The sequence below is a fragment of the Microcoleus sp. PH2017_09_SFU_O_A genome (assembly GCF_020738625.1).
GTDB lineage: Bacteria > Cyanobacteriota > Cyanobacteriia > Cyanobacteriales > Microcoleaceae > Microcoleus.
The window spans coordinates 115,178-134,796 of sequence record NZ_JAEQCF010000005.1 but is presented as its reverse complement, the minus strand read 5'-3'; the positions used below and the strand labels follow the sequence as shown (position 1 = coordinate 134,796).

Annotated in this window: 18 protein-coding genes and 2 pseudogenes; 14 read left to right on the top strand and 6 right to left on the bottom strand. The window is 46.3% G+C overall.

Translation table 11 applies throughout. The annotated features are described in order from the left end of the window. Positions 1–13 precede the first annotated feature (13 nt). Both JGK16_RS03315 and JGK16_RS03310 read right to left on the bottom strand, forming a co-directional pair. On the bottom strand, positions 14–1,423 hold the full coding sequence (locus JGK16_RS03315) for a family 2B encapsulin nanocompartment shell protein (RefSeq protein WP_293189547.1): 1,410 nt from the start codon (positions 1,421–1,423) through the stop codon (positions 14–16). A 156-nt stretch (positions 1,424–1,579) separates the two neighbouring features. Further along, positions 1,580–3,847, bottom strand: a complete 2,268-nt coding sequence (locus tag JGK16_RS03310; protein WP_293189549.1) for a family 2 encapsulin nanocompartment cargo protein terpene cyclase — start codon at positions 3,845–3,847, stop codon at positions 1,580–1,582. 452 nt (positions 3,848–4,299) lie between these two features. Between JGK16_RS03310 and crtE the strand changes: the two genes are divergently transcribed. Together crtE and JGK16_RS03300 are read left to right on the top strand one after the other, a co-directional pair. Continuing rightward, entirely contained in the window at positions 4,300–5,229 is a 930-nt protein-coding gene (gene crtE, locus JGK16_RS03305) for a geranylgeranyl diphosphate synthase CrtE (RefSeq protein ID WP_293176548.1), read from the top strand. Between the two features lie 14 nt (positions 5,230–5,243). Then, positions 5,244–5,702: a divergent PAP2 family protein gene (locus JGK16_RS03300; RefSeq protein ID WP_293176530.1), complete on the top strand. Its 459-nt coding sequence runs from the start codon at positions 5,244–5,246 to the stop codon at positions 5,700–5,702. 181 nt (positions 5,703–5,883) lie between these two features. Here JGK16_RS03300 and JGK16_RS03295 read toward each other — a convergent pair whose 3' ends face one another. Together JGK16_RS03295 and JGK16_RS03290 are read right to left on the bottom strand one after the other, a co-directional pair. Beyond that, a complete protein-coding gene (locus JGK16_RS03295) occupies positions 5,884–6,387 on the bottom strand; it encodes a YbjN domain-containing protein (protein ID WP_293176532.1) in 504 nt (167 codons plus the stop codon). Positions 6,388–6,590: 203 nt separating this feature from the next. Then, positions 6,591–7,496, bottom strand: coding sequence for a ferritin-like domain-containing protein (locus JGK16_RS03290; protein WP_293185554.1), 906 nt, complete (start codon positions 7,494–7,496; stop codon positions 6,591–6,593). 93 nt (positions 7,497–7,589) lie between these two features. On the opposite strand from JGK16_RS03290, the gene JGK16_RS03285 reads away from it, so the two are divergent. The 4 genes and pseudogenes from JGK16_RS03285 to JGK16_RS03270 form a co-directional block, all read left to right on the top strand. After that, the gene (locus tag JGK16_RS03285; protein ID WP_293202748.1) at positions 7,590–7,712 is read left to right on the top strand and encodes a hypothetical protein; all 123 of its coding nucleotides are present in this window, start codon (positions 7,590–7,592) and stop codon (positions 7,710–7,712) included. A 201-nt stretch (positions 7,713–7,913) separates the two neighbouring features. Continuing rightward, a complete protein-coding gene (locus tag JGK16_RS03280; RefSeq protein ID WP_293185555.1) occupies positions 7,914–8,315 on the top strand; it encodes a fasciclin domain-containing protein in 402 nt (133 codons plus the stop codon). Positions 8,316–8,951: 636 nt separating this feature from the next. Then, positions 8,952–10,085, top strand: a complete 1,134-nt coding sequence (locus tag JGK16_RS03275; RefSeq protein ID WP_293189551.1) for a GTP-binding protein — start codon at positions 8,952–8,954, stop codon at positions 10,083–10,085. Between the two features lie 281 nt (positions 10,086–10,366). After that, positions 10,367–10,606 (top strand): annotated as a pseudogene (locus tag JGK16_RS03270) (D-aminoacyl-tRNA deacylase); the annotation flags it as partial. 30 nt (positions 10,607–10,636) lie between these two features. Here the strand turns inward: JGK16_RS03270 and JGK16_RS32675 are convergent. Together JGK16_RS32675 and JGK16_RS03265 are read right to left on the bottom strand one after the other, a co-directional pair. Beyond that, a complete protein-coding gene (locus tag JGK16_RS32675; protein WP_325315276.1) occupies positions 10,637–10,840 on the bottom strand; it encodes a zinc ribbon domain-containing protein in 204 nt (67 codons plus the stop codon). Between the two features lie 12 nt (positions 10,841–10,852). After that, positions 10,853–11,797, bottom strand: a complete 945-nt coding sequence (locus tag JGK16_RS03265) for a transposase (RefSeq protein WP_363319124.1) — start codon at positions 11,795–11,797, stop codon at positions 10,853–10,855. A 215-nt stretch (positions 11,798–12,012) separates the two neighbouring features. Between JGK16_RS03265 and JGK16_RS03260 the strand changes: the two are divergent. The 8 genes and pseudogenes from JGK16_RS03260 to JGK16_RS03225 all read left to right on the top strand — a co-directional run. Beyond that, positions 12,013–12,235: pseudogene (locus tag JGK16_RS03260) on the top strand (D-aminoacyl-tRNA deacylase); the annotation flags it as partial. 545 nt (positions 12,236–12,780) lie between these two features. Further along, a complete protein-coding gene (locus tag JGK16_RS03255; protein ID WP_293189553.1) occupies positions 12,781–14,019 on the top strand; it encodes a HetZ-related protein in 1,239 nt (412 codons plus the stop codon). Positions 14,020–14,032: 13 nt separating this feature from the next. After that, a complete protein-coding gene (locus JGK16_RS03250; RefSeq protein WP_293189555.1) occupies positions 14,033–14,182 on the top strand; it encodes a hypothetical protein in 150 nt (49 codons plus the stop codon). Positions 14,183–14,516: 334 nt separating this feature from the next. Continuing rightward, complete coding sequence (locus JGK16_RS03245; RefSeq protein WP_293189557.1) at positions 14,517–14,999, top strand: hypothetical protein; 483 nt, start codon at positions 14,517–14,519, stop codon at positions 14,997–14,999. 196 nt (positions 15,000–15,195) lie between these two features. After that, on the top strand, positions 15,196–17,715 hold the full coding sequence (locus tag JGK16_RS03240) for a bifunctional serine/threonine-protein kinase/ABC transporter substrate-binding protein (protein WP_293189559.1): 2,520 nt from the start codon (positions 15,196–15,198) through the stop codon (positions 17,713–17,715). 226 nt (positions 17,716–17,941) lie between these two features. After that, on the top strand, positions 17,942–18,661 hold the full coding sequence (locus JGK16_RS03235) for a PHP domain-containing protein (RefSeq protein ID WP_293189561.1): 720 nt from the start codon (positions 17,942–17,944) through the stop codon (positions 18,659–18,661). Positions 18,662–18,866: 205 nt separating this feature from the next. Then, positions 18,867–19,283, top strand: a complete 417-nt coding sequence (locus JGK16_RS03230; protein ID WP_293189563.1) for an element excision factor XisH family protein — start codon at positions 18,867–18,869, stop codon at positions 19,281–19,283. Continuing rightward, complete coding sequence (locus JGK16_RS03225) at positions 19,271–19,603, top strand: XisI protein (RefSeq protein ID WP_293189565.1); 333 nt, start codon at positions 19,271–19,273, stop codon at positions 19,601–19,603. The genes JGK16_RS03230 and JGK16_RS03225 overlap by 13 nt, the downstream gene beginning before the upstream one ends. The last annotated feature ends 16 nt before the right edge of the window (positions 19,604–19,619 follow it).

The following is a 19,619-nucleotide window of genomic DNA, read 5'->3' as shown; positions in this document are numbered from 1 at the left end:
GGTCGAGGTCTAATTAACGACCGACTTCTACATCTTCGAGGATGCCGAGTGCGTCAGGAACTAGGACGGCTGCGGAGTAGTAAGCTGTGACGAGATAAGACATAATTGCCTTTTCGCTGATGCCCATGAAGCGGACAGACAAGCTAGGTTGATATTCGTCAGGGATACCAGTTTGATGTAAACCGATAACGCCTTGTTTTTCAAGACCAGTGCGGAGTAAGAGGATAGAACTGGTGCGGGTATTTGTGATGGGGATCTTGTTGCAGGGAAAGATCGGTACACCACGCCAAGCCGGTACTTGGTGGCCGCCCATGTCAATGCTTTGTGGATAGATGCCTATGCGGTTACACTCGCGAGCAAAGGCTGCGATCGTGCGGGGATGAGCCAGGAAGAAGCCAGGGTCTTTCCATACCGTAGCCAGCAATTCGTCCATGTCGTCCGGCGTAGGTGCGCCAGTGCTACTGTAGATGCGTTGTTTGAGGTCAGCGTTATGCAGCAACCCAAATTCTGGGTTGTTGATCATTTCGTGTTCTTGACGTTCCCGTAATGCCTCAACAGTCAGACGCAATTGTTGCTCGGTCTGATTCATTGGTTCATTGTACAGATCGGCTACCCTGGTACTGATCCGCAACACGGTTTGGGCAATGCTCAAATCATATTGGCGGGGTGAGAGATCGTAATCAACGAAAGTACCAGGCAACTCAGTCTCGCCGCGATGTCCCGCAGATACATTAATAGCAGCTTCACCTTCAGTAGTTTGTGGCTGGCTGAGGATGGCGCGGAACTGATCGACCTGATTTTGTAAAGCTTCGGACTGGTTAAGGATTTGCTCAAACGCCTGTTGAGGTAATGCTAATACGATACATCTGGTAAGAGCTTTGAGGGTATACTGCCAGGTGTCTTGAGATTCTACTAGAGATTCATCACCGAAACGATCGCCATCAGCGAGTACATCTAAAACAACCTGTTCGTCATACTTGCCAAGACCAATCTTGTTAACTTTACCACGGGCGATCAATAATACTCGATCGGCTGCTTGACCTATTTCAACGATCGTGTCCCCGGCAGCGTACTCTTCCTGCACAAACTGGTTGGCCAACGCAGTTAAAACTTCTGTGTCCTCAAACCCTCTGAGCAATGGCAACTCAGTAAGTTCTTGGGGAATTACTTGTACAGTTGCGCCAGTGTTGGTGAAAGAGACTCTTCCATCACCTACGGTATAACTTAATCGACGGTTAACTCGATATACACCACCCTTTGTTTGCACCCACGGCAACAGTTTCAACAACCACCGCGAGGTAATTTCCTGCATCTGCGGTGCAGATTTGGTGGTCGTCGCCAAATTACGGGCTGCTGCTGTACTTAAACTCAACTGAGGCTGCTGATTCTCAACATCTGAACCCGAATCATTGGAATAGGTCATAAACTAATTCTTCACTTTCTAGTTACTCAAAAAACAACTTGGTTTTACTTCACCGAATGGGCGATCGAGAAAAACCTAAGTTAGCAAGACAGATTATCTTGTAAAAAGAGACAATCAAATCGTATCTTTGACAAAAAGATACAATTCGATTCAAATTTACCGATTATTGGCCAAAAAACTGCTTGCACCGACCAAAGATTTGATGTGTGCTGCCGAAGTGCCAAACCCTGTGGGCCCGTTGAGCAGTCGCACTATTGGCGAAGCACTATTACGCAATTCAAACTCTTTATAGCGGTCTACTTTCGTATGCCACTTGAGTACGCCACACATCCATTGTTCTAGTTTCTCGACATATGCAAGCAGTTTCTCGCGAGTGCTTTCATCCAGGTTGAAATCGTCAAAAAGGGCTGGCAGTTCGGTGGCGACAATGTGTTGAAACTGTTGCGCCCGCGCGGTCATCAGATTGTTCACAATCTCGACAGCCTGGATTATATCGCAGTTGAGGAAATTCTGCACAACCAGTACGATATTATGGATTTCCCCTTCAAATTCGATTTCTTTCTGGTAGGAGAAGATATCGTTAGTGAAACAGGCAAAGTCGGCCGCGGAATTTTCCAGCGATCGCATTGGCCGACTGTAGTAAATCTCCATTGGTATCTCGCCGCCCTGGGCTAGTCGAGACAAGCTCATTGTCAAATCCGAACCAAACGTCTTACGACGCATTTCAATATAATCGATCGGGTCTGGAATCCGATTTTGAGTTTGATTGGCAAGTTCCCACACCCAACTGTCAGTCATATCCTGGATCGCACGGCGGAACTCAGTCCGCGCATTAGCAGACATCGGGCCAGCAGTTCGAGACCAAATATCTGCCAAGCCACGTTCCACCGGATTGGTAGGCACCGCTGGGGGGGTGGAGTCGTCGAGAGGCATAAACGCCGACAGTCGGGCGTTGAACACTTTCGCGCCAGCCATGTCGCGGTTATTCCCGTAGAGTGCTGGGAAGTAATCATCGGCATAGGTTCCCCAAACCAGCCAGCAAGCTGTTAAATTTAGCTCATGCTCAGACCCCTTTGGATGTATCCACGCACCGCATAGGGCTACATCAGCAACATCAAACTTGTGGTCATTCCAGATGAAAGCATCAGGAATGCCCGGTAGTGAGTCCAGCATCCCCATTTGGCGCGCCCATTCCTGAGAATGATTCCGCGCGGCATCCAGATTGGGATTCAAAGTAGTAGAGAAGGGCATATAAAAATTGGGCAATTTCACTGGCCCTACAGCCTGGTAGGGAACGTGAGTAAAGCTCTTGAACCTTCCTAAACCCAAGTTGGCGTATAACGACTCAAGCCGCGCCGCCGATGTGCCTAGTCCAGTAGGCCCACCCAGAATCGTTGGTGTCGCAGAATTATCCGCTTCCTGTTTGTTCATGTAGCGGCTCGATCGCATATGCCACTCGTGACCGCCCGACTGCCAGTCCTGAAGTCCTTTGATATAAAGGAGAACATGGGCACGCTCTACTGGATCTACTCCGTACTCCTCAAACAGGGAAGGTAACTCGGTGACAGCAGTATTATCAAACTGATATAACCGTGAGTTCAGCAGTTCATTAGTGAGGTTAGCCGCCTCTTGGGTACTCACATTGAGGAAGCGTTCTAAGACCAATACACAGTTCGAGTTCTCGCCTTCATCTTCTACTTCTCTTTGATAGGAGAATAGGTCGTTGCGTAGATGTACTCCATCGGCAAATGTTTCTTTCAAGACCCGCATTGGTCGAGTTGCGGCAATTTTGGCCGGAACTTCTACAAACGCGGCGTGTTCCACCAGATCCGCAGACCAGGGTGCGCCGCCAACTTTACGCCGCATCTCAATGTATTCGATGGGGTTGGCAATTCGATTTTGGTTGATATTGTCAAGTTCCCACATCGACTCATCCAAGAGGTTTTTGGTACTCTCAAAGAATCGTTGCCGCCATTCCACAGACTTAGTAAAGGCGGTGCGAGACCACAGGTTTGCCAAGCCCCGCTCTACTGGGTTGGTGGGAACGGGAGGGGTGTCGTTAGGGTAGATCGGCATAAATGCTGGCAGTCGATCGAGGTATTCCTTCGCCCCAACCATGTCTTGACTACGCTTGTAGATTTCCAGAAAGTGGTCGTCAAAAAAGAATACCCACACATACCAGTCGGTTACTAAGTCTAGTTCCGTTGCTGGTGCGTCTGGATGGGTATAGGAGCAAAGCAAGGCGTAGTCATGGGCATCGAATTTGCGTTCGTCCCAAATAGGCTGGCCTTGGGCTTCTTCTTTTGAGCCAAGTATCCCCATCTCGTAAGCCCATGCTTTGGAATGAACTCGCGCGGCTTCCAGATTAGGGTTCAGCCGCGCCGGCCAAGGCATATAAAATTCTGGCAATTTAAATGGTTGCATAATCGGCGTGTAACCTTCTGTTGAGTCTTATTGGTATTTTTGCCGACCAACGGCTGAGTTGTGGCGGTTGGCGATCGCTCTCGTCGGCCTAGCCAAGTCCAATATGTGGTTTGTGATTGTACAGTAGGCTAGTTCATATCCACGGTAGCGCTCGACTCAATAAAATTTAACAAAATAGTTTGGTGAAGCAGAGCGATCGATCGCACATCTCTTGACTGCTCAGAAAAGCAGATTCAGTCCCGAATCTGTTCCGGTGTCAACAACTTCATATCCCAACCCTCAAGCAAAACTAAATCCTTGACATCCACACTAATAAGTTTCTGTGCAACAACACCCGTAAAATGATTAAATTGAGTCTCAGATTTCGAGCGATCGCCCCCCTAAAAGTCGGCGCGATCGACCAAAACAACTCACAGTATCCTTTCGTCACATTCAGTACAAGAGAGCAAGGGATGGTATTTGCAGCAACAGAAATGGATTCGTCTCAACCGGAATCCGCTTTCGACTTATCTACTTACCTAGTCGAACAAAAAAAGGCGATCGAGGTAGCTCTCGACGGTGCGATCCAGGTCATCTACCCAGAGAAAATTTACGAAGCCATGCGCTACTCACTGCTAGCAGGGGGCAAACGGCTACGTCCGATCCTGTGTCTGGCTGGGTGCGAAATCGCCGGTGGCACTTCCCAAATGGCAATGCCCACAGCTTGCGCTTTGGAAATGATCCACACCATGTCGCTAATTCACGACGATTTGCCGGCAATGGACAACGACGACTATCGGCGCGGCAAACTGACTAACCACAAAGTCTACGGCGAAGACATCGCAATTTTGGCTGGCGATGGTTTGTTGAGCTATGCCTTTGAATTTATCGCCACTAAAACTGAGAACGTACCCCCCCTACAGGTGTTGCAGACGATCGCCCATTTAGCGCGGGCATCTGGCGCTGCTGGACTCGTAGGCGGTCAGGTACTTGACCTGGAATCGGAAGGATTGAAAGATGTTTCTATAGAAACTTTGACCTACATTCACGCTCACAAAACCGGCGCGCTGTTAGAAGCCTGCGTGGTTTGTGGGGGAATTCTGGCTGGGGCTTCTGCTGCGGATTTGCAGCGGCTTTCGCGTTTTGCTAAAAATATTGGGCTGGCTTTCCAGATAATTGATGACATTCTGGATATTACTGCTACTCAAGAAGAATTGGGCAAAACCGCTGGCAAAGATGTTCAAGCCGGAAAGGTGACTTATCCGAGTTTGTGGGGAATTGAGGAGTCTCGGCGCCAAGCCAAAGAGCTTGTTGCTGATGCTAAGGCTCAATTGGCAGTGTTTGGAAGTAAAGCCCAGCCTTTATTGGGAATCGCCGATTTTATTACCAGCCGCAGTAACTAGAAATACTAAAGAATATGCAGGAAATTTGCAGCGGCATCTTACACAATCATGTACTGATAGTTGCTTTGATCGCTTGTCTGTCGGCTCAAATCATTAAATTGCCGATCGAATTAATCAAAAATCGTAAGTTTAATCTGCGGTATTTGGTAACAACGGGCGGAATGCCCAGCTCTCACTCATCTTTTGTGGGCGCTTTGGCTGCGGGAGTCGGACAAACGATGGGATGGGAAAGTCCAGAATTTGCGATCGCAGCCATCTTTGCAATTATTGTCATGTACGACGCTGCTGGAGTCCGCCAAGCAGCAGGGAAACAAGCTCAAATCCTCAACCAAATTATCGACGAGTTTTTTGAGGAAGACCACAACTTTAATGAGGCTCGCCTGAAAGAGTTGCTGGGACACACTCCTTTTCAAGTGTTCGTCGGTTTGGGGCTGGGAATCGCGATTTCTTGGATCGCAGGGCCTGCATATTAGTCATTAGTCATTAGTTAACAGTTGACAGTTGACAGTTGACAGTTGACAGTTGACAGTTGACAGTTGACAGTTGACAGTTGACAGTTGACAGTTGGTTCAAATTACCAATGACCAATGACCAATGACTAATGACCAATGACTAATGACTAATGACCAATGACTAATGACTAATGACTAATGACTAATTACCAAATTCTGCTTGCAGCAAGTCATCGTTGTCATCGGCGATGGTGGCTACAATAGTAATAGCGCGTGACATTTCCCCAGCAGAGATTTCGGCGATCGTCCGAGTTGATATTACGGCAACTTGGTTGTCAACGATCGCAAAATGAGATTCTAAAGTAGCCAGCCAATTCATTTCTAGCAGTTTCCGCATTAATTCAGCTTCATTCTTTGCCGGCAACTGAAGCACAAAAGCCCAAACAGTTAAAGTATCATTTTCGGTTTCGCCCGTGAGTTGCACGAACACTTCAACGCTCCCGTACTTGAATTTCCAAAGATGTCCGCCAGCTTCATTTTGACCGACCATCACTTTTTGGTCTACAGCCATGCTGGCAATCACAGTTTCAATTTCTTCGGCATAGCTCACTGCTGTGGCTTTTTCGACCTGCTCGGAGGCGATCGCGCTTTCGCTAGAGAGGCTTTCTGCGGAAGGTGTTTGTGGGTTTGGCTCGCTGTTAGTCATGATTAATATTTAAACGGAAAAGTGTTCCAATAATCTTTACCAATACAGTTTACTTCCTCTTCAGGACTTAGCAAAATAGGACTTATAGGATTTTGGATTTTAGGTTTTGGATTTTACATTAAAGAATTCGGTATGACTTAAATAATGAGTGGTTCCCAGGCTGTGCCTGGGAACCCATATCCTGAGCTCTCCCTCACCTGTATCTAAGCCTTGGGCTTAGCAGCCGCGGGCTTCTTCTCAATCGGTTTTAATCCATTGAGGAACATCGGCACAAATTTCTCCACAAATGCTTGCGGATCTCGGTTCCAGGCCCGCTGAGCTACATCGACTCTGGTCATTTGCAAATCGGGGGCGAGCAGAGTGGCTGGCAAGCGTTCCATCAGGTATTGTGGGCGTTCCCACATCGGCATCGTGTTGGCAATGTCCACGAGACGGGTGACGCGACGCAGTTCTGCTCCCAGCATGATATCCATTCCCGATGCAAATGCTGCTTGTTCGATCGCTGCATACTTGCGTTTCGCCTGTTCCACCTTCTCGCGGTGTGCCGGGCTCTTCGCAGCAATTTTACCCAGCCAGCGGTTGCCCCAGCGGACGTGACCAGCTTCTTCGGGAAAAATCTTTTCGATGGTTTCGCGGATTTTGACGTTTTCGTCGGTTTGAGGAGCATTTTTGAGGGCGTGGATGTGCGCTGAGAAATACTCGCATCCCCGCTTCTCGGTGACGTTAATCGCCGCTAGGGAAGAAATTACAAAATCTTCGCGGTCTTTGGTAGGGTCTTTTTGGTCGCTGTCGAGCAACCTTTCAAATTCGTCAATGTAGGAGACTCCTGGCGGCGTTCCCACCTTCTCGCCGATGTCTGCGAGCAAGTCTGTAAGCCACATGGCGTGTCGCGCTTCGTCCGAGATATGCCGGGAAAGATCCCGCACGAGTTCGGCCGGTTCGCCGTCTAGCTGCTCGATCAAGTCGGTGAGGTCTTTGCAACTGCGCTGTTCGCTGTAGCGGTAGCGGTTGAGGGTAATCAAGTGGATTTCGCGATCGCGCACCACTTGACTTAAAATCTCGCGCGCTCCCATGCCGTTGCGAAGCTTGCGGGGATAGGCAACTGTCATGTTTGTATGTTGTTTTGTAAAGATACCTGTATAAGTGTAACGCAGTTTTTAGGATACCAATGACCTCAGCAGGCAGAAACTTTGTGTGCGCTTTTGGCAAAGATCGATCTTGAAGGTTTTGCCAGCTCAGTTATTTATGTCGATCGCTCTGCGTTTACATTTCATACTGCGCCTGGGCGATCGCACGATTCGCGATCGGCTTACCAATGTATTTAGGAACAGGTTGTTTTGCATTAAAATACAATAAAATTTCGATATTTTTATCTACCTTTAGACAGGTATTTTATAAGTTATTTCTAGAAGAATATTTTGCTATTTATATCAGAATAACTGAATAAATAAAAGAAAAATTTAGGTAGCTAAATTAACTTTTAAGCGTTATATTGATTTATGGAAGACAAAACCTAGGTGACTCACTTGGCTGACATCGTTGATACCGCCGTTTCGGCAGGCTCTTTTACAACTCTGGTTGCTGCCGTCAAAGCTGCTGGTTTAGTCGATACTCTCAAAGGCACCGGGCCCTTCACAGTTTTCGCACCCACAGACGAAGCTTTTGCTAAGCTTCCCGCAGGTACTGTAGAAGCACTGCTTAAGGACATTCCTAAGCTCACAAAAATCTTGACTTATCATGTCGTTGCTGGCAAAGTTATGGCTGCTGATGTAGTCAAGCTGAAATCTGCCAAAACAGTTGAAGGTTCAGAAGTGAAAATTGATGCTTCCAATGGCGTCAAAATCAATGATTCTACCGTTACCACAGCCGATGTTGCTGCTGATAATGGCGTCATCCACATCATCGATACAGTCTTGCTTCCTGCGTAAGCACAGATTTAGATAGTGCAATAATACTATCTTGAGGGCGGTGGCTGTTGTTAGCCACCGCCCGATTTTAATTGATAGTTAAAAATAAATATCTTACCATAAAGAATTGGGGTGCATCTCACTTTGGTAAATATGTTTGTAGGGGCGAAGCATGACCGAAATCAATATGAGATTATAACTAATAACTTATATGCGGTCATGCTTCGCCCTCTTCAAAAACCAGATGCACCCAAGAATTGGTTAAAAGCCGGAACCCTTTTAGGGAGAAATTAAAATCAGACTATTCATTACTCCAATCCTCGGACTTCCAGGTAGATGTCGCTATCAACTGTCAAGCGGTCAAGCGGTCAACTGAATGAAGCAGCGCGATCGCAAAAACCATCATAGAGCAGGGGGAATTGGTCGATCGCACGAAGCGATTGTCTGCCCCAAATTTGTCGCCGCTGGATTTACCGGAAAAACAGGCTGTAAGCCAATAGCATTCGTACTCTGAAGCTTATTTGCGGTTGATGCGTAGATGCCATGCCGCGAAACCCAAAATTTCTCCCAGAAACCGGGTTGATGGGGGCTGAGCTTAAATAAGATACAATAAGAACCACAAGGAAAGTGCGATCGACATTATTTGACAGTCAAGTTATGCAATCTACAACTCAGTCCGAGACAGAAACGGCGATGGACGCTCCCAAACACGGATTGCCCGTTACAATCATTACAGGATTTCTCGGCAGCGGCAAAACAACCCTGCTCAACCACATCCTGACCAACCAGCAAGGTTTGAAAACAGCAGTTTTAGTCAATGAATTTGGTGAAATCGGCATCGACAACGAACTGATTGTCACTACAGACGACAACATGGTCGAGCTGAACAACGGCTGCATCTGCTGCACAATTAACGAAGATTTGGTTAATGCAGTTTACAAAGTTTTAGAACGTCAAGAAAAGCTCGACTATCTAGTAGTCGAGACCACCGGACTCGCAGACCCGCTGCCAGTAGCGATGACTTTTTTAGGCACAGAACTGCGCGACATGACCCGTCTAGATTCAATAGTTACAGTAGTAGACGCAGCCAACTACAGCTTAGATTTGTTCAACTCAGAAGCAGCCTACAGTCAAATAGCTTACGGCGATATTATTATTCTCAACAAAACAGATTTGGTTGAAGAAGCAGATTTAGATTTGTTGGAAGTTAAGATTCGCGATATCAAAGAAGGCGCTCGAATTTTGCGAACGGTAAAATCGCAAGTTCCCTTACCTTTAGTCCTCAGCGTCGGATTGTTTGAATCTGACAAATATTTCCAATCTGAGGAAACTTCTAGCAGTCACGATCATCACGATCACGACCATCACGATCACGATCATCACGACCATCACGACCATCACGATCATCACGATCACGGTCATCACGATCATCACGATCACGGTCATCACGACCACTCCGGCCATTTAGACAATGACGGATTTACCTCAATTTCTTTCCAAAGCGACAAGCCGTTTTCTCTGAGGAAATTTCAATATTTCTTAGACCACCAAATGCCAACAAACGTGTTTCGCGCGAAAGGGATTATGTGGTTTGAAGAAAGTCCGAAACGGCATATTTTTCACTTGAGCGGCAAGCGATTTTCAATGGATGACGATCAGTGGAAAGGTGAGCCGAAAAACCAACTTGTTCTGATCGGTCAGGGTTTGGATACCGAGACTTTGCGATCGCAAATCGAAAACTGTCTCTGTATGCCTGCACCCAATCGCGGCAAAGGATTCGGGAAAAACTAACCTGGACGCAACTGTCACATTAAATCCAGGTACGTAGTTGCGCTTAAGCGCTCTTAAAATCCAGGTATGTAGTTGCGCTTAAGCGCTCTTAAAATCCAGGTACGTAGTTGCGCTTAAGCGCTCTTAAAATCCAGGTACGTAGTTGCGCTTAAGCGCTCTTAAAATCCAGGTACGTAGTTGCGCTTAAGCGCTCTTTTTGGGATATCGGAAAGAGCGCTGAAGCGCAACTACGTACCTAAGAATTTATCCCTATATATGTCCAGGACTGTTTGAGATTTCCCATGCGAGTCATCATCCAGCGAGTCAAATCATCTCAAGTCCAAGTTAACGGTAAAATTATCGGCAAAATTGGCTGCGGACTCAACTTGCTTGTAGGTATTGCGGACACCGACACCGAAGCAGAACTCGACTGGATGGCTCGGAAATGCCTATAATTGCGTTTGTTTCCCGACTCGGCCAGCGACGGCGGGCGCTGGGACAAGTCCGTACAAGACATCGGCGGCGAGTTGCTGGTTTTGACATACTCCCCGGCGTAAACGCGCGGGGATTCTTTACGCTTCATCGAGATGTGCCTCCTTCGTGGTCTTACCTTCTCTCTGCGTACATTTAGAGTCGTGGCAATGCCCTATCCCGACTTTTTCTATATTTCTCGCAGCGTTTAAATCCCTGTCTTGCTGAGTACCACAATTAAGGCACACTAGCGAACGAACAGATAGGTCTATTTTACCCCACTTAAACCCGCAATCTGAGCACACTTGGCTAGTTGGTTAAGAGCGACTAATTACCCTGAATTCTCTGCCAAACTTTTCAGATTTAGCCTCACATAAAGCTCTAAACTCGTACCATCCTTGCTGACTAATTACTCTGGCAAGTTTCCGATTTTTGACCAGACCCGACACATTCAAATCTTCCAAAATAATAGTTTGATTCTCACTAACAACTTTGGTCGATAGTTTGTGCAGAAAGTCTTTACGGGTATCCCCCATTTGGTTGTGTAATTTAGCAATCTGAATGCGAGTTTTGTTTCGGCGCTTTGAGTCCTTGGGCTGCCTTGCCAACTTGCGTTGCAATCTGCGATTTTTTCGGTCTAACTGTTTGTAGCTTGGACTTTTAGCTGATGTTCCGTCGCTCATTGCTGCAAAGGTTTTAATACCCAAATCGATGCCGATGCTGTGTTTTTTAGCTTCGACTATATCGGGATTTATCTCTACAACAAAGCTCAGGAAGTAGCGGTTAGCACAATCCTTGATGATTGTGACAGAGCTAGGAACTGACGGCAGTGCTCTCGACCAAATTGGCTTAACAATACCAATTTTAGCTAAATAAACCCCATCTTCTTTGATTGAGAAGCCTCCGCGAGTCAACCGGGCAGACTGGCTATTCGTGCGTTTTTTGAACTTTGGATAACCGACTTTGCGCCCTTTTCTTTTTCCCTTGCATGACTCAAAAAAATTCTTAAAGGCTGTCTCCAAATCTGCTACAGATTGCTGTAGTGCAATATTTGAGACTTCACTCAACCATGCTCTTTCCTCAGTTTGTTTGGCTTGAGTGATAACCTGATGAAGAAGGTTTGCCGATTTCGGTTTTTTTTCGGATTGTTTGCAAACGGCTAAAGCATCATTCCACACTACCCGCACACAACCAAACAACTGAGCTAAACTCTGTTGCTGTTGGTTGCTGGGATAGAAACGGAATTGATACCTTGCTTTCATTTTTACTGGCTATTTATTTACTCTATTATACTGCTATAGCCTTTATCAAAAAGATGAGGTATGACTGACAGCTTATATAACCGCTTAAACCAAGAGGGCCCAAGCCCAACAACATCCGCGAATCTTTCTGAGAACCGCTATATACTGCCAGTTGCTAACAATATCCAGAATTAAAGCCGTCCTAAAAAGACGGGGCTTGTATCCCAATTTTTTCGGTCAGTCAGTTTACTCTCTACGGCGACTGTCGCAAAGGTCGGCTTCTGGTCGTTCGATCGCTCTGCCGCCCCTGAAGCCGCCGAAAAACTTTATGCAAAATTTGTCGAAAAGTTGCGCCAGAGTGGCTTAAAAGTTGAAACAGGTTTGTTTGGAGCCATGATGCAAGTGTCTATAGATAATGACGGCCCGGTGACTTTGGTGTTGGAGAGAGAATCGGCGTGAATAGGTTTGACAGGCCTCTGTACTTCTCTTATCTTCCTTCGCCTCCTTTGCGTCTTCGCGGTTCGTTCAAAAAAAGCCGTTGCCCCTTTTAAAAGAAAATTTCTAAATTGACCGGGTTTCCCAACTGCTGTGGCGTAGGTTCTGAAGATAGTGCAGTTCGCTACATTCTGCCGAGTCTCAATTCCGCAATCTCCGACGCCGAAAACCCCCTCAAAAGGCCAGTTGCTAAATTGTCCACTCAGCGGCCCCGGAACACCGTCCATCTTTGTCGCGATCGCCACACCCGCATAACAGCTCAGAAGGCTTGTACAGTCAGGCTTTGAAGGCAATAAAATCTATCGTCAACAGCCAGCGCTTAAAATCAGATTCGGCAGCCAAAAAATGTTGCATGAGAGAGTGGAACACTGGCATCACTGTGCCTATCTGTATTTCCCTATATTCAATACATAGAGAGTTGAATCAGCCGTGCCAAGCGAAACCGCCAGCAACTGCCGCCTCGCTCCCTGAAAAATGTCCTCGCACTGCGCTACCACCCGATAAACGCCATGACTGTCACAACTGCCACCAACCCCGTCAACTGCAACACTGTTTCTAACCTCAACTTCATTCCAGCCGCCTCCACCGAACAAACCGCCGAAATCAATACAGTTTCCAGCATCGATGTCTTGGCTTTGGCTGAATTCGCCCTCAAAGAGTTGGAAGCAGAAATGAAAACTGCCAGCCGCAGCGCTCAAGCAGTGGCGATGCGAATTGCTAAGGAAGTCGAACGGATTTGCCAAAAAAGCGATCGCATCCAAATTTCCGGCGAAGTTGAAGCTTGGCAAATCACCTTGGCCGAACACCGGTTGCAAAAAACTCTCGAATTCTACCGCCTCGGTTCCAAACAAGGCCGCGTCCAACTGCACTCTCACCTCGCATCGATGATTTACCGTCATGTTGCTTCTTTCCGATCGAACTTGAACTTCCAAGCTCGCTACAACATGATTGAAGACTTTTTGCAAGGCTTTTACATCGAAGCTTTGCGCGCTTTCCGCCGCGAACACCAACTGGATCTCAACTACACTCCCCGCACCCAGATTGAATTGGCTGAGTACATGGCTTTCACCGAACAATACGCCAAGCGCCAAATCGGTTTACCCGGCCGCAACCGCCAACGCCTGATCGTGCTTCGCGCTCAAGGATTTGCTAAGGGCCAACCTCCCGAAACTGCGATCGACATTGAAATGGCTGTAGAATCCGGCAAGGGAGAAGATGCAGAAATGTACAGCCGCTCTCCGGCGCTGCAACAAGTCCGCGAACAAATGGTTTCGGAAACTGTCGATCCGGCTGATGCTGTGTTGCGCGATCGAGTAGTCGCTGAATTGATTGCTTATCTGGAATCGCAAAATCAGCCAGAATGTGTTAGCTACTTAACTTTAAAATTGCAAGACCTTTCGGCTTCGGAAATCGATCGAGTTCTCGGTTTGTCCTCCCGCCAGCGCGACTACCTGCAACAACGGTTTAAGTACCACGTCGAAAAATTTGCCCGCACTCAAAACTGGAAACTCGTCCACGAATGGCTGGGTGCTGATGTCGATCAAAAGCTGGGCATGACTTCAGACAAATGGAAAGATTTTCGCGCTCAACTGTCGCCCGAACAACAACAACTGTTAGCAATGAAGCGGAATCAAGAATGCGACAAGGCGATCGCCACTGCACTCAACTGCACCCCCAAACAAGTCCAAAAACGTTGGGCGCAACTGTTGGATCTGGCAAGCCAGACTCGCAACAGCAGCCAAGCATAACGGGTGATCCAACATGAACGCAAGTGTTTTATTGAGATTGGAAAATGCGATGGGTGCGGCACCGGAACCGGAATGCCCGCCCCGCAGTCCGCTCTCAAATCTACCAGTGCTGCTCGATTATTACCCAAATTATCGCCGCTTTCCGGCAAATTCAATTTATTAAAACAACATTACTTTTATTAATATTTCCCATTCCCAGGTTATGCCTGGGATTTTTTTTATTAGTAATCATTAATCATAATTTATTAAAAATACAGGTAAAATTGGTTCGTAGTGAGGACTTCAGTCCTCATAAAAATTAGAGGACTGAAGTCCTCACTACGAACTTATAAAGATGATTTTACCAGACGTGATGTCAGTCATAACTTATTAGAAAATACCAGCCCAAAGGAGAGTACATCCCTGGGTTGAAAAGTGCTGTATCCGCTGCCTCCCCCCAATAAAAGATCTATAATTTTTATGCAGGTCTAAAAATTTTTGCTTTGAGGTGCGTAGTCATGTTTCCAGTGTGGTTGCAGGCAGAATTTTGGGGTTTAGTGGGTGGTTCGGCTCTGCTACTGGGAGCGGCGGTGGGTTACTTTATCAGGATTCCCCAGCGCGCGATCGCCACAATTATGGCTTTTGGCGCCGGTGTGCTGATTTGGGCGCTATCTTTTGAGTTGATGGATGAAGCTTACAAGCGCGGCGGTTTTGACTCAACGGCGATCGGCTTTTTGGGCGGCGCTGCTGTTTATACAGCCGCCAATTGGTGTTTGAGTCAGCAGGGAGCAAAACACCGCAAGCGATCGGGCTCTTTGCACCCTGCTAAAACAGAATCAAGCGATAGCGGATTGGCGATCGCCGCAGCAGGGGGTATTTTAGCCACGATCTCAGATACGATGATTCCCGAAGCATTCGAGGAAACTCACGATTTTGCTGGCTTAATTACTGTCTGCGGGTTTTTAGCTGCTTTTGTTCTTAGCAAGTTAGGGGAAACATAATTAGTCATTGGCGATCGATCATCAATCATCATTATTTATTAGTCAGTGACAACTGGAAATGAGAAATTGCTGAAAGTTATAATGTTTTTGATATGGGCACAGACGAACTTGATATGTTGCCAAAGTGTATCTAGGAACAAAAAAGCGTATAATCAACATCAAAGACCGGAGCCAGTCAACAGGTGCTGAAAAATATATGTGTCTAGAGCCAGGGTATATCCTTCACGAAAGGTACCAAATTATCAAGAAATTGGGACAGGGAGGGTTTGCGATTACCTACAAGGCTAACGATCTAGCCAAACCCGGAAATCCCGAGTGCGTTGTTAAGGAAATTCCTTTTCCTTCATCGAATGCTCCGCACGTCTTGGAGAAGGCAAGGACGCAATTTGAAAAGGAAGCTAGTGCTTTGCGCTGTCTCGGCAATCACCCGTGCATTCCCCAATTATTCGCTTACTTTGAAGAAAACGACCATTTTTACTTAATTCAAGAATACATTGAAGGACATCAGCTCAAGGAAGAACTCACTCCAGGTACACAGTGGGAAGAGGATCGGGCGATCGCCTTGTTGCTGGAAATTCTGGAAATTTTAAAGTTCGTCCATAAACAAAATATTATTCATCGCGATATTACACCTTCTAACTTAATTCGGCGCACAACAGATAACAAAATTGTTTTAATTGATTTTGGGGCTGTCAAAGAAATCAGCACTTTGACTGCTGACTCTACAGGTAGAATATTCACATCGCAGGCGATCGGCACCAGCGGTTATATGTCTCCGGAACAATCAAATGGGCGTACTGCCCATGCTGGTAATGATATTTACTCCGTAGGGATGATCGTGATTCAAGTTCTCACCGGGAAGCATCCCACAGAGCTCAAAAACTACGATGGTGCTGGTGAAATTATCTGGCATGACTCCACGTCCGATCGCACTCCGCTACCAGTGAGTGATAATCTAAAAAATATTCTCGATCAGATGGTTCGCTTCCACTATCGAATAAATCGATATCAATCTGTGACTGAGGTTTTGCGAGACTTGAACGCGATGCGATCGCCTCTATTACTCGAACCTGCGCCGAATTTGGGAGCGTCTGATTCTGATGAAGTTTCGCCAAACCAGGATTCGCCACCGAGCAAAGAACCCGAGTCAGGCCAAACTCCGCCGCAGGGGCGATCGCGCTTTCGCTGGCTGCTGTTGGGTGTTGCGGTAATTGCCGCAGGGGCGATCGTAATTTCAAACATCAAAAAATCCCCGATAATCCATAAAAATTCCCCGCAATCGACCCTACCTACAGCCTCACCTACACCCTCCCCAGATGGTGTAAGTTCCGGTGAAAAACTCCTAGTAAAAACCGCCGCCATGTGGTCAAAACAAAGGGCAATAAATGAATTTGCAGAAGCAAATTATCCTGAAGCTTTAAAATTGTTCAAACAGTCCTGGCGGGAAGATCGCAGAGATCCAGAAACTTTAATTTACACCAACAATGCTCTGCTGGAGGCGATAGGTGCAGAGTATTATACCATCGCAATTGTTGTTCCCATTCGCAGAAATCAGGACGGGACAGGAACTATAGTCAATGCAAGTTTAGCCGAAGAACTGCTGCGCGGTATTGGTCAAGCTCAAACCGAAGTTAATTTAGGTCTCCTCTCTGCAAATAACAGCGAACGAGATTTTCCCGGTCAAGGCTTTCTCGAAGCAAAATCGATTAAAGGAAAAGGTCTAAAAGTAATCATTGCTGATGACGCCAATATCAAATCCTACGCAGTTCAAAGGGCAAATTATCTAGTCACTCAACCAAATATTCTAGCAGTCATCGGACACTACACCAGTGACATGACGGTAGAAACAGTAGATATTTACAATCAAAATAAACTGGCCCTCATTTCTCCGGGAAGCACAACAGAAGAACTAACGCGCAAACCTCGGAAATTTTTCTTTCGGACAGCCCCAACAACTAGCAAAGAAGCTGAAGGCTTAGTAAATCAACTGATTAAAGTCGGTCAAAAAAGAGTTGCCGTTTTTTACAATCCCAATAGTCCGTTTAGCGCATCTTTGTGGGAAGAATTCAAAAAGCAATTTGAAGCCGAAGGAGGTTCGACTTTTAGATCCAGTAATTACGACTTATCTAAAAATGATTTTAACGCCGAAGCAGCTATCAAAGAAGTTGAGAAAGCCAAAATAACAGCCATAGCTCTCTTTCCCGACGGTCAAGTCACTAATTCTCTCGAACACGCGCTCGATATGATTAAAATCAACGATGGTCTCAATTGGATTGTTGGCCCTTGGACTCTATACGATCCGAGAACTTTAGAAGCAGTAAAACAGGTAAAGTCTGTTGAAAAACTCGCCGTATCCGTGTTTTGGCATCCGTTAATCAGTTTTGATAAAAAGTTTCCAGTTAATGCTGAAAAATTGTGGGGAGGCCCAGTCAATACTCGATCGGCTTTAACCTACGATGCCGCTAAAACGCTGATTAAATCCCTAGAATTACAGCCAGAACCCAGCCGTGAAGGAATGCAAAAAACCTTAGCATCTCCAGACTTTAAAGCTGACGGTGCCACGGGTATAATTGAGTTTGACTTGACAACTGGAAATCGGAAAAACCCTCCTAAAGCTTTAGCGCACGTTGTTGCGTGTGCTAGAGAACAATTTGGTGTTACGTTTGTGCCGATCGAATTTCCGACAGCCGCCGCCGCAGGTTTAAAGTGCGACTAACGCTTTGCCAGAAAGAATTGGTTGAAAGCCCGCCCGCCCGGGAGAAATTAAACTCAGACTATTCATTACTTCAATCCTCAGACTTAAGGGTAGAGGTTTCTCTCAAACTGTCAACTGTCAACTGTCAACTGTCAACTGTTGAAAGTACCTGTGGGTATCAGCCCCCAACATTTAAAGAAAAAATTAGATATAGTTAACAAAGCTAGTTTTTTTTATAATAATGCTTATGACGGTCAATCTCGCTCCCTCAACAAGTTCTAGCCTCAAACCAGAATCCCAGAATATCTCGGCACTCAAACAAGTCTTGCAGACGATTGATGCCGATAGCTGTCCGGGTTCCTATAACTTCCATATGCACACAGTCTACTCCGACGGGCGATTGAAGCCCGAGAAATTGATGGAACTTGCGATCGCAGGTGGCCTCAAAGGCTTCGCTATCACCGATCACCACAGCACCAAAGGCTACGTTCAAGCTCAAATTTGGCTGGATAACTGGAAATTAAAGCATCCCGACAGGACTACCGCAGCGCCGACTCTTTGGACTGGCGCTGAAATTAACGCTGAATTGCTCAAAAACGACGTACACATTCTCGCTTACGCCTTCGATCCTGAACATCCCAGTCTCACACCTTACTTGCGAGGTAAAGGCACTGAAAGCCACGCTTCTTATTCCGCAGCCAGGGTAATTGAAGCGATTCAGGAAGCAGGAGGTTTAGCGGTTCTAGCACATCCTTGCCGGTATCGATCGATCGCAGATCAACTAATCCCAGAAGCAGCCCGTCTTGGCATTGACGGCGTAGAAATTTACTATGCTTACGGTAATCCTAATCCTTGGAAACCGAGTCCCAAACAAACTGCTTTAGTCAAAGATTTAGCTGAAACCTATGGTTTGCTGGGAACTTGTGGAACTGATTCTCACGGCCTGAGTCTTCTTGTCCGAATCTAGATACTTTGGGAATTGGGAATTGGTAATTGGGAATTGGGAATTGGGAAACAGTGCGTGACAGTCCAAAGTCACAAGCCACAAGTCAAAGTTTTCTCACTCTCACAAATCCTACAACCCAGATTCCGAACTCGAATTGTCATCTGGGTGCTGAATCTGAGTTAAAATACAACTATCCAGATATTAAACACAGAGAGTTAGTAAAGCCGTGCCTGCTAAAGATATCTTTCACGAAGTCGTTAAAACCGCTCTCCAGAAAGATGGATGGCAGATCACTCACGATCCATACATTTTACAAGCAGGAACTCTAGAACTTTACATCGACTTGGGTGCCGAAAAGGTGGTTGCGGCCCAAAAAGACGGACAGAAAATTGCCGTTGAAATCAAAAGCTTTATTGGCCCATCTAAAATTTCCCAATTTTACACAGCTTTAGGACAATTTATTAGTTATAGAGCAGCTTTAGAAAAACAGGAAGTTGACCGAATTTTATACCTAGCAGTACCTAGCAATGTCTACGATAGTTTTTTCACAACAGGGTTTATTCGGTCTGTGGTTCAACAAAATCAAATCCATTTGATTGTTTATAATACAGAACAGGAGGCGATTGCACAATGGGAAATGTAGACCTTTATCGGCAACACATCCAAAATCTGCTCTCCCAACACGCCAGTCTGGTTTGGGATGAGCGCATTCAGGCTCAAACTATCTTTGATACCACTCGCGATCATTATCAATTAATCTATGTGGGCTGGCGCAATCAGCAGCGAATTTATGGCCCTGTTTTGCACTTGGATATTATAGATAATAAAATCTGGATTCAGCAGGATGGTACTGAGGTGGGTATTGCTAACGAACTTGTTGAATTAGGAGTTCCCAAACAAGATATTATACTGGCTTTTGACCCGCCTAACTGGCGACATTTAACTGAATTTGCAGTAGGATAAATTGGGAATTGGGCAT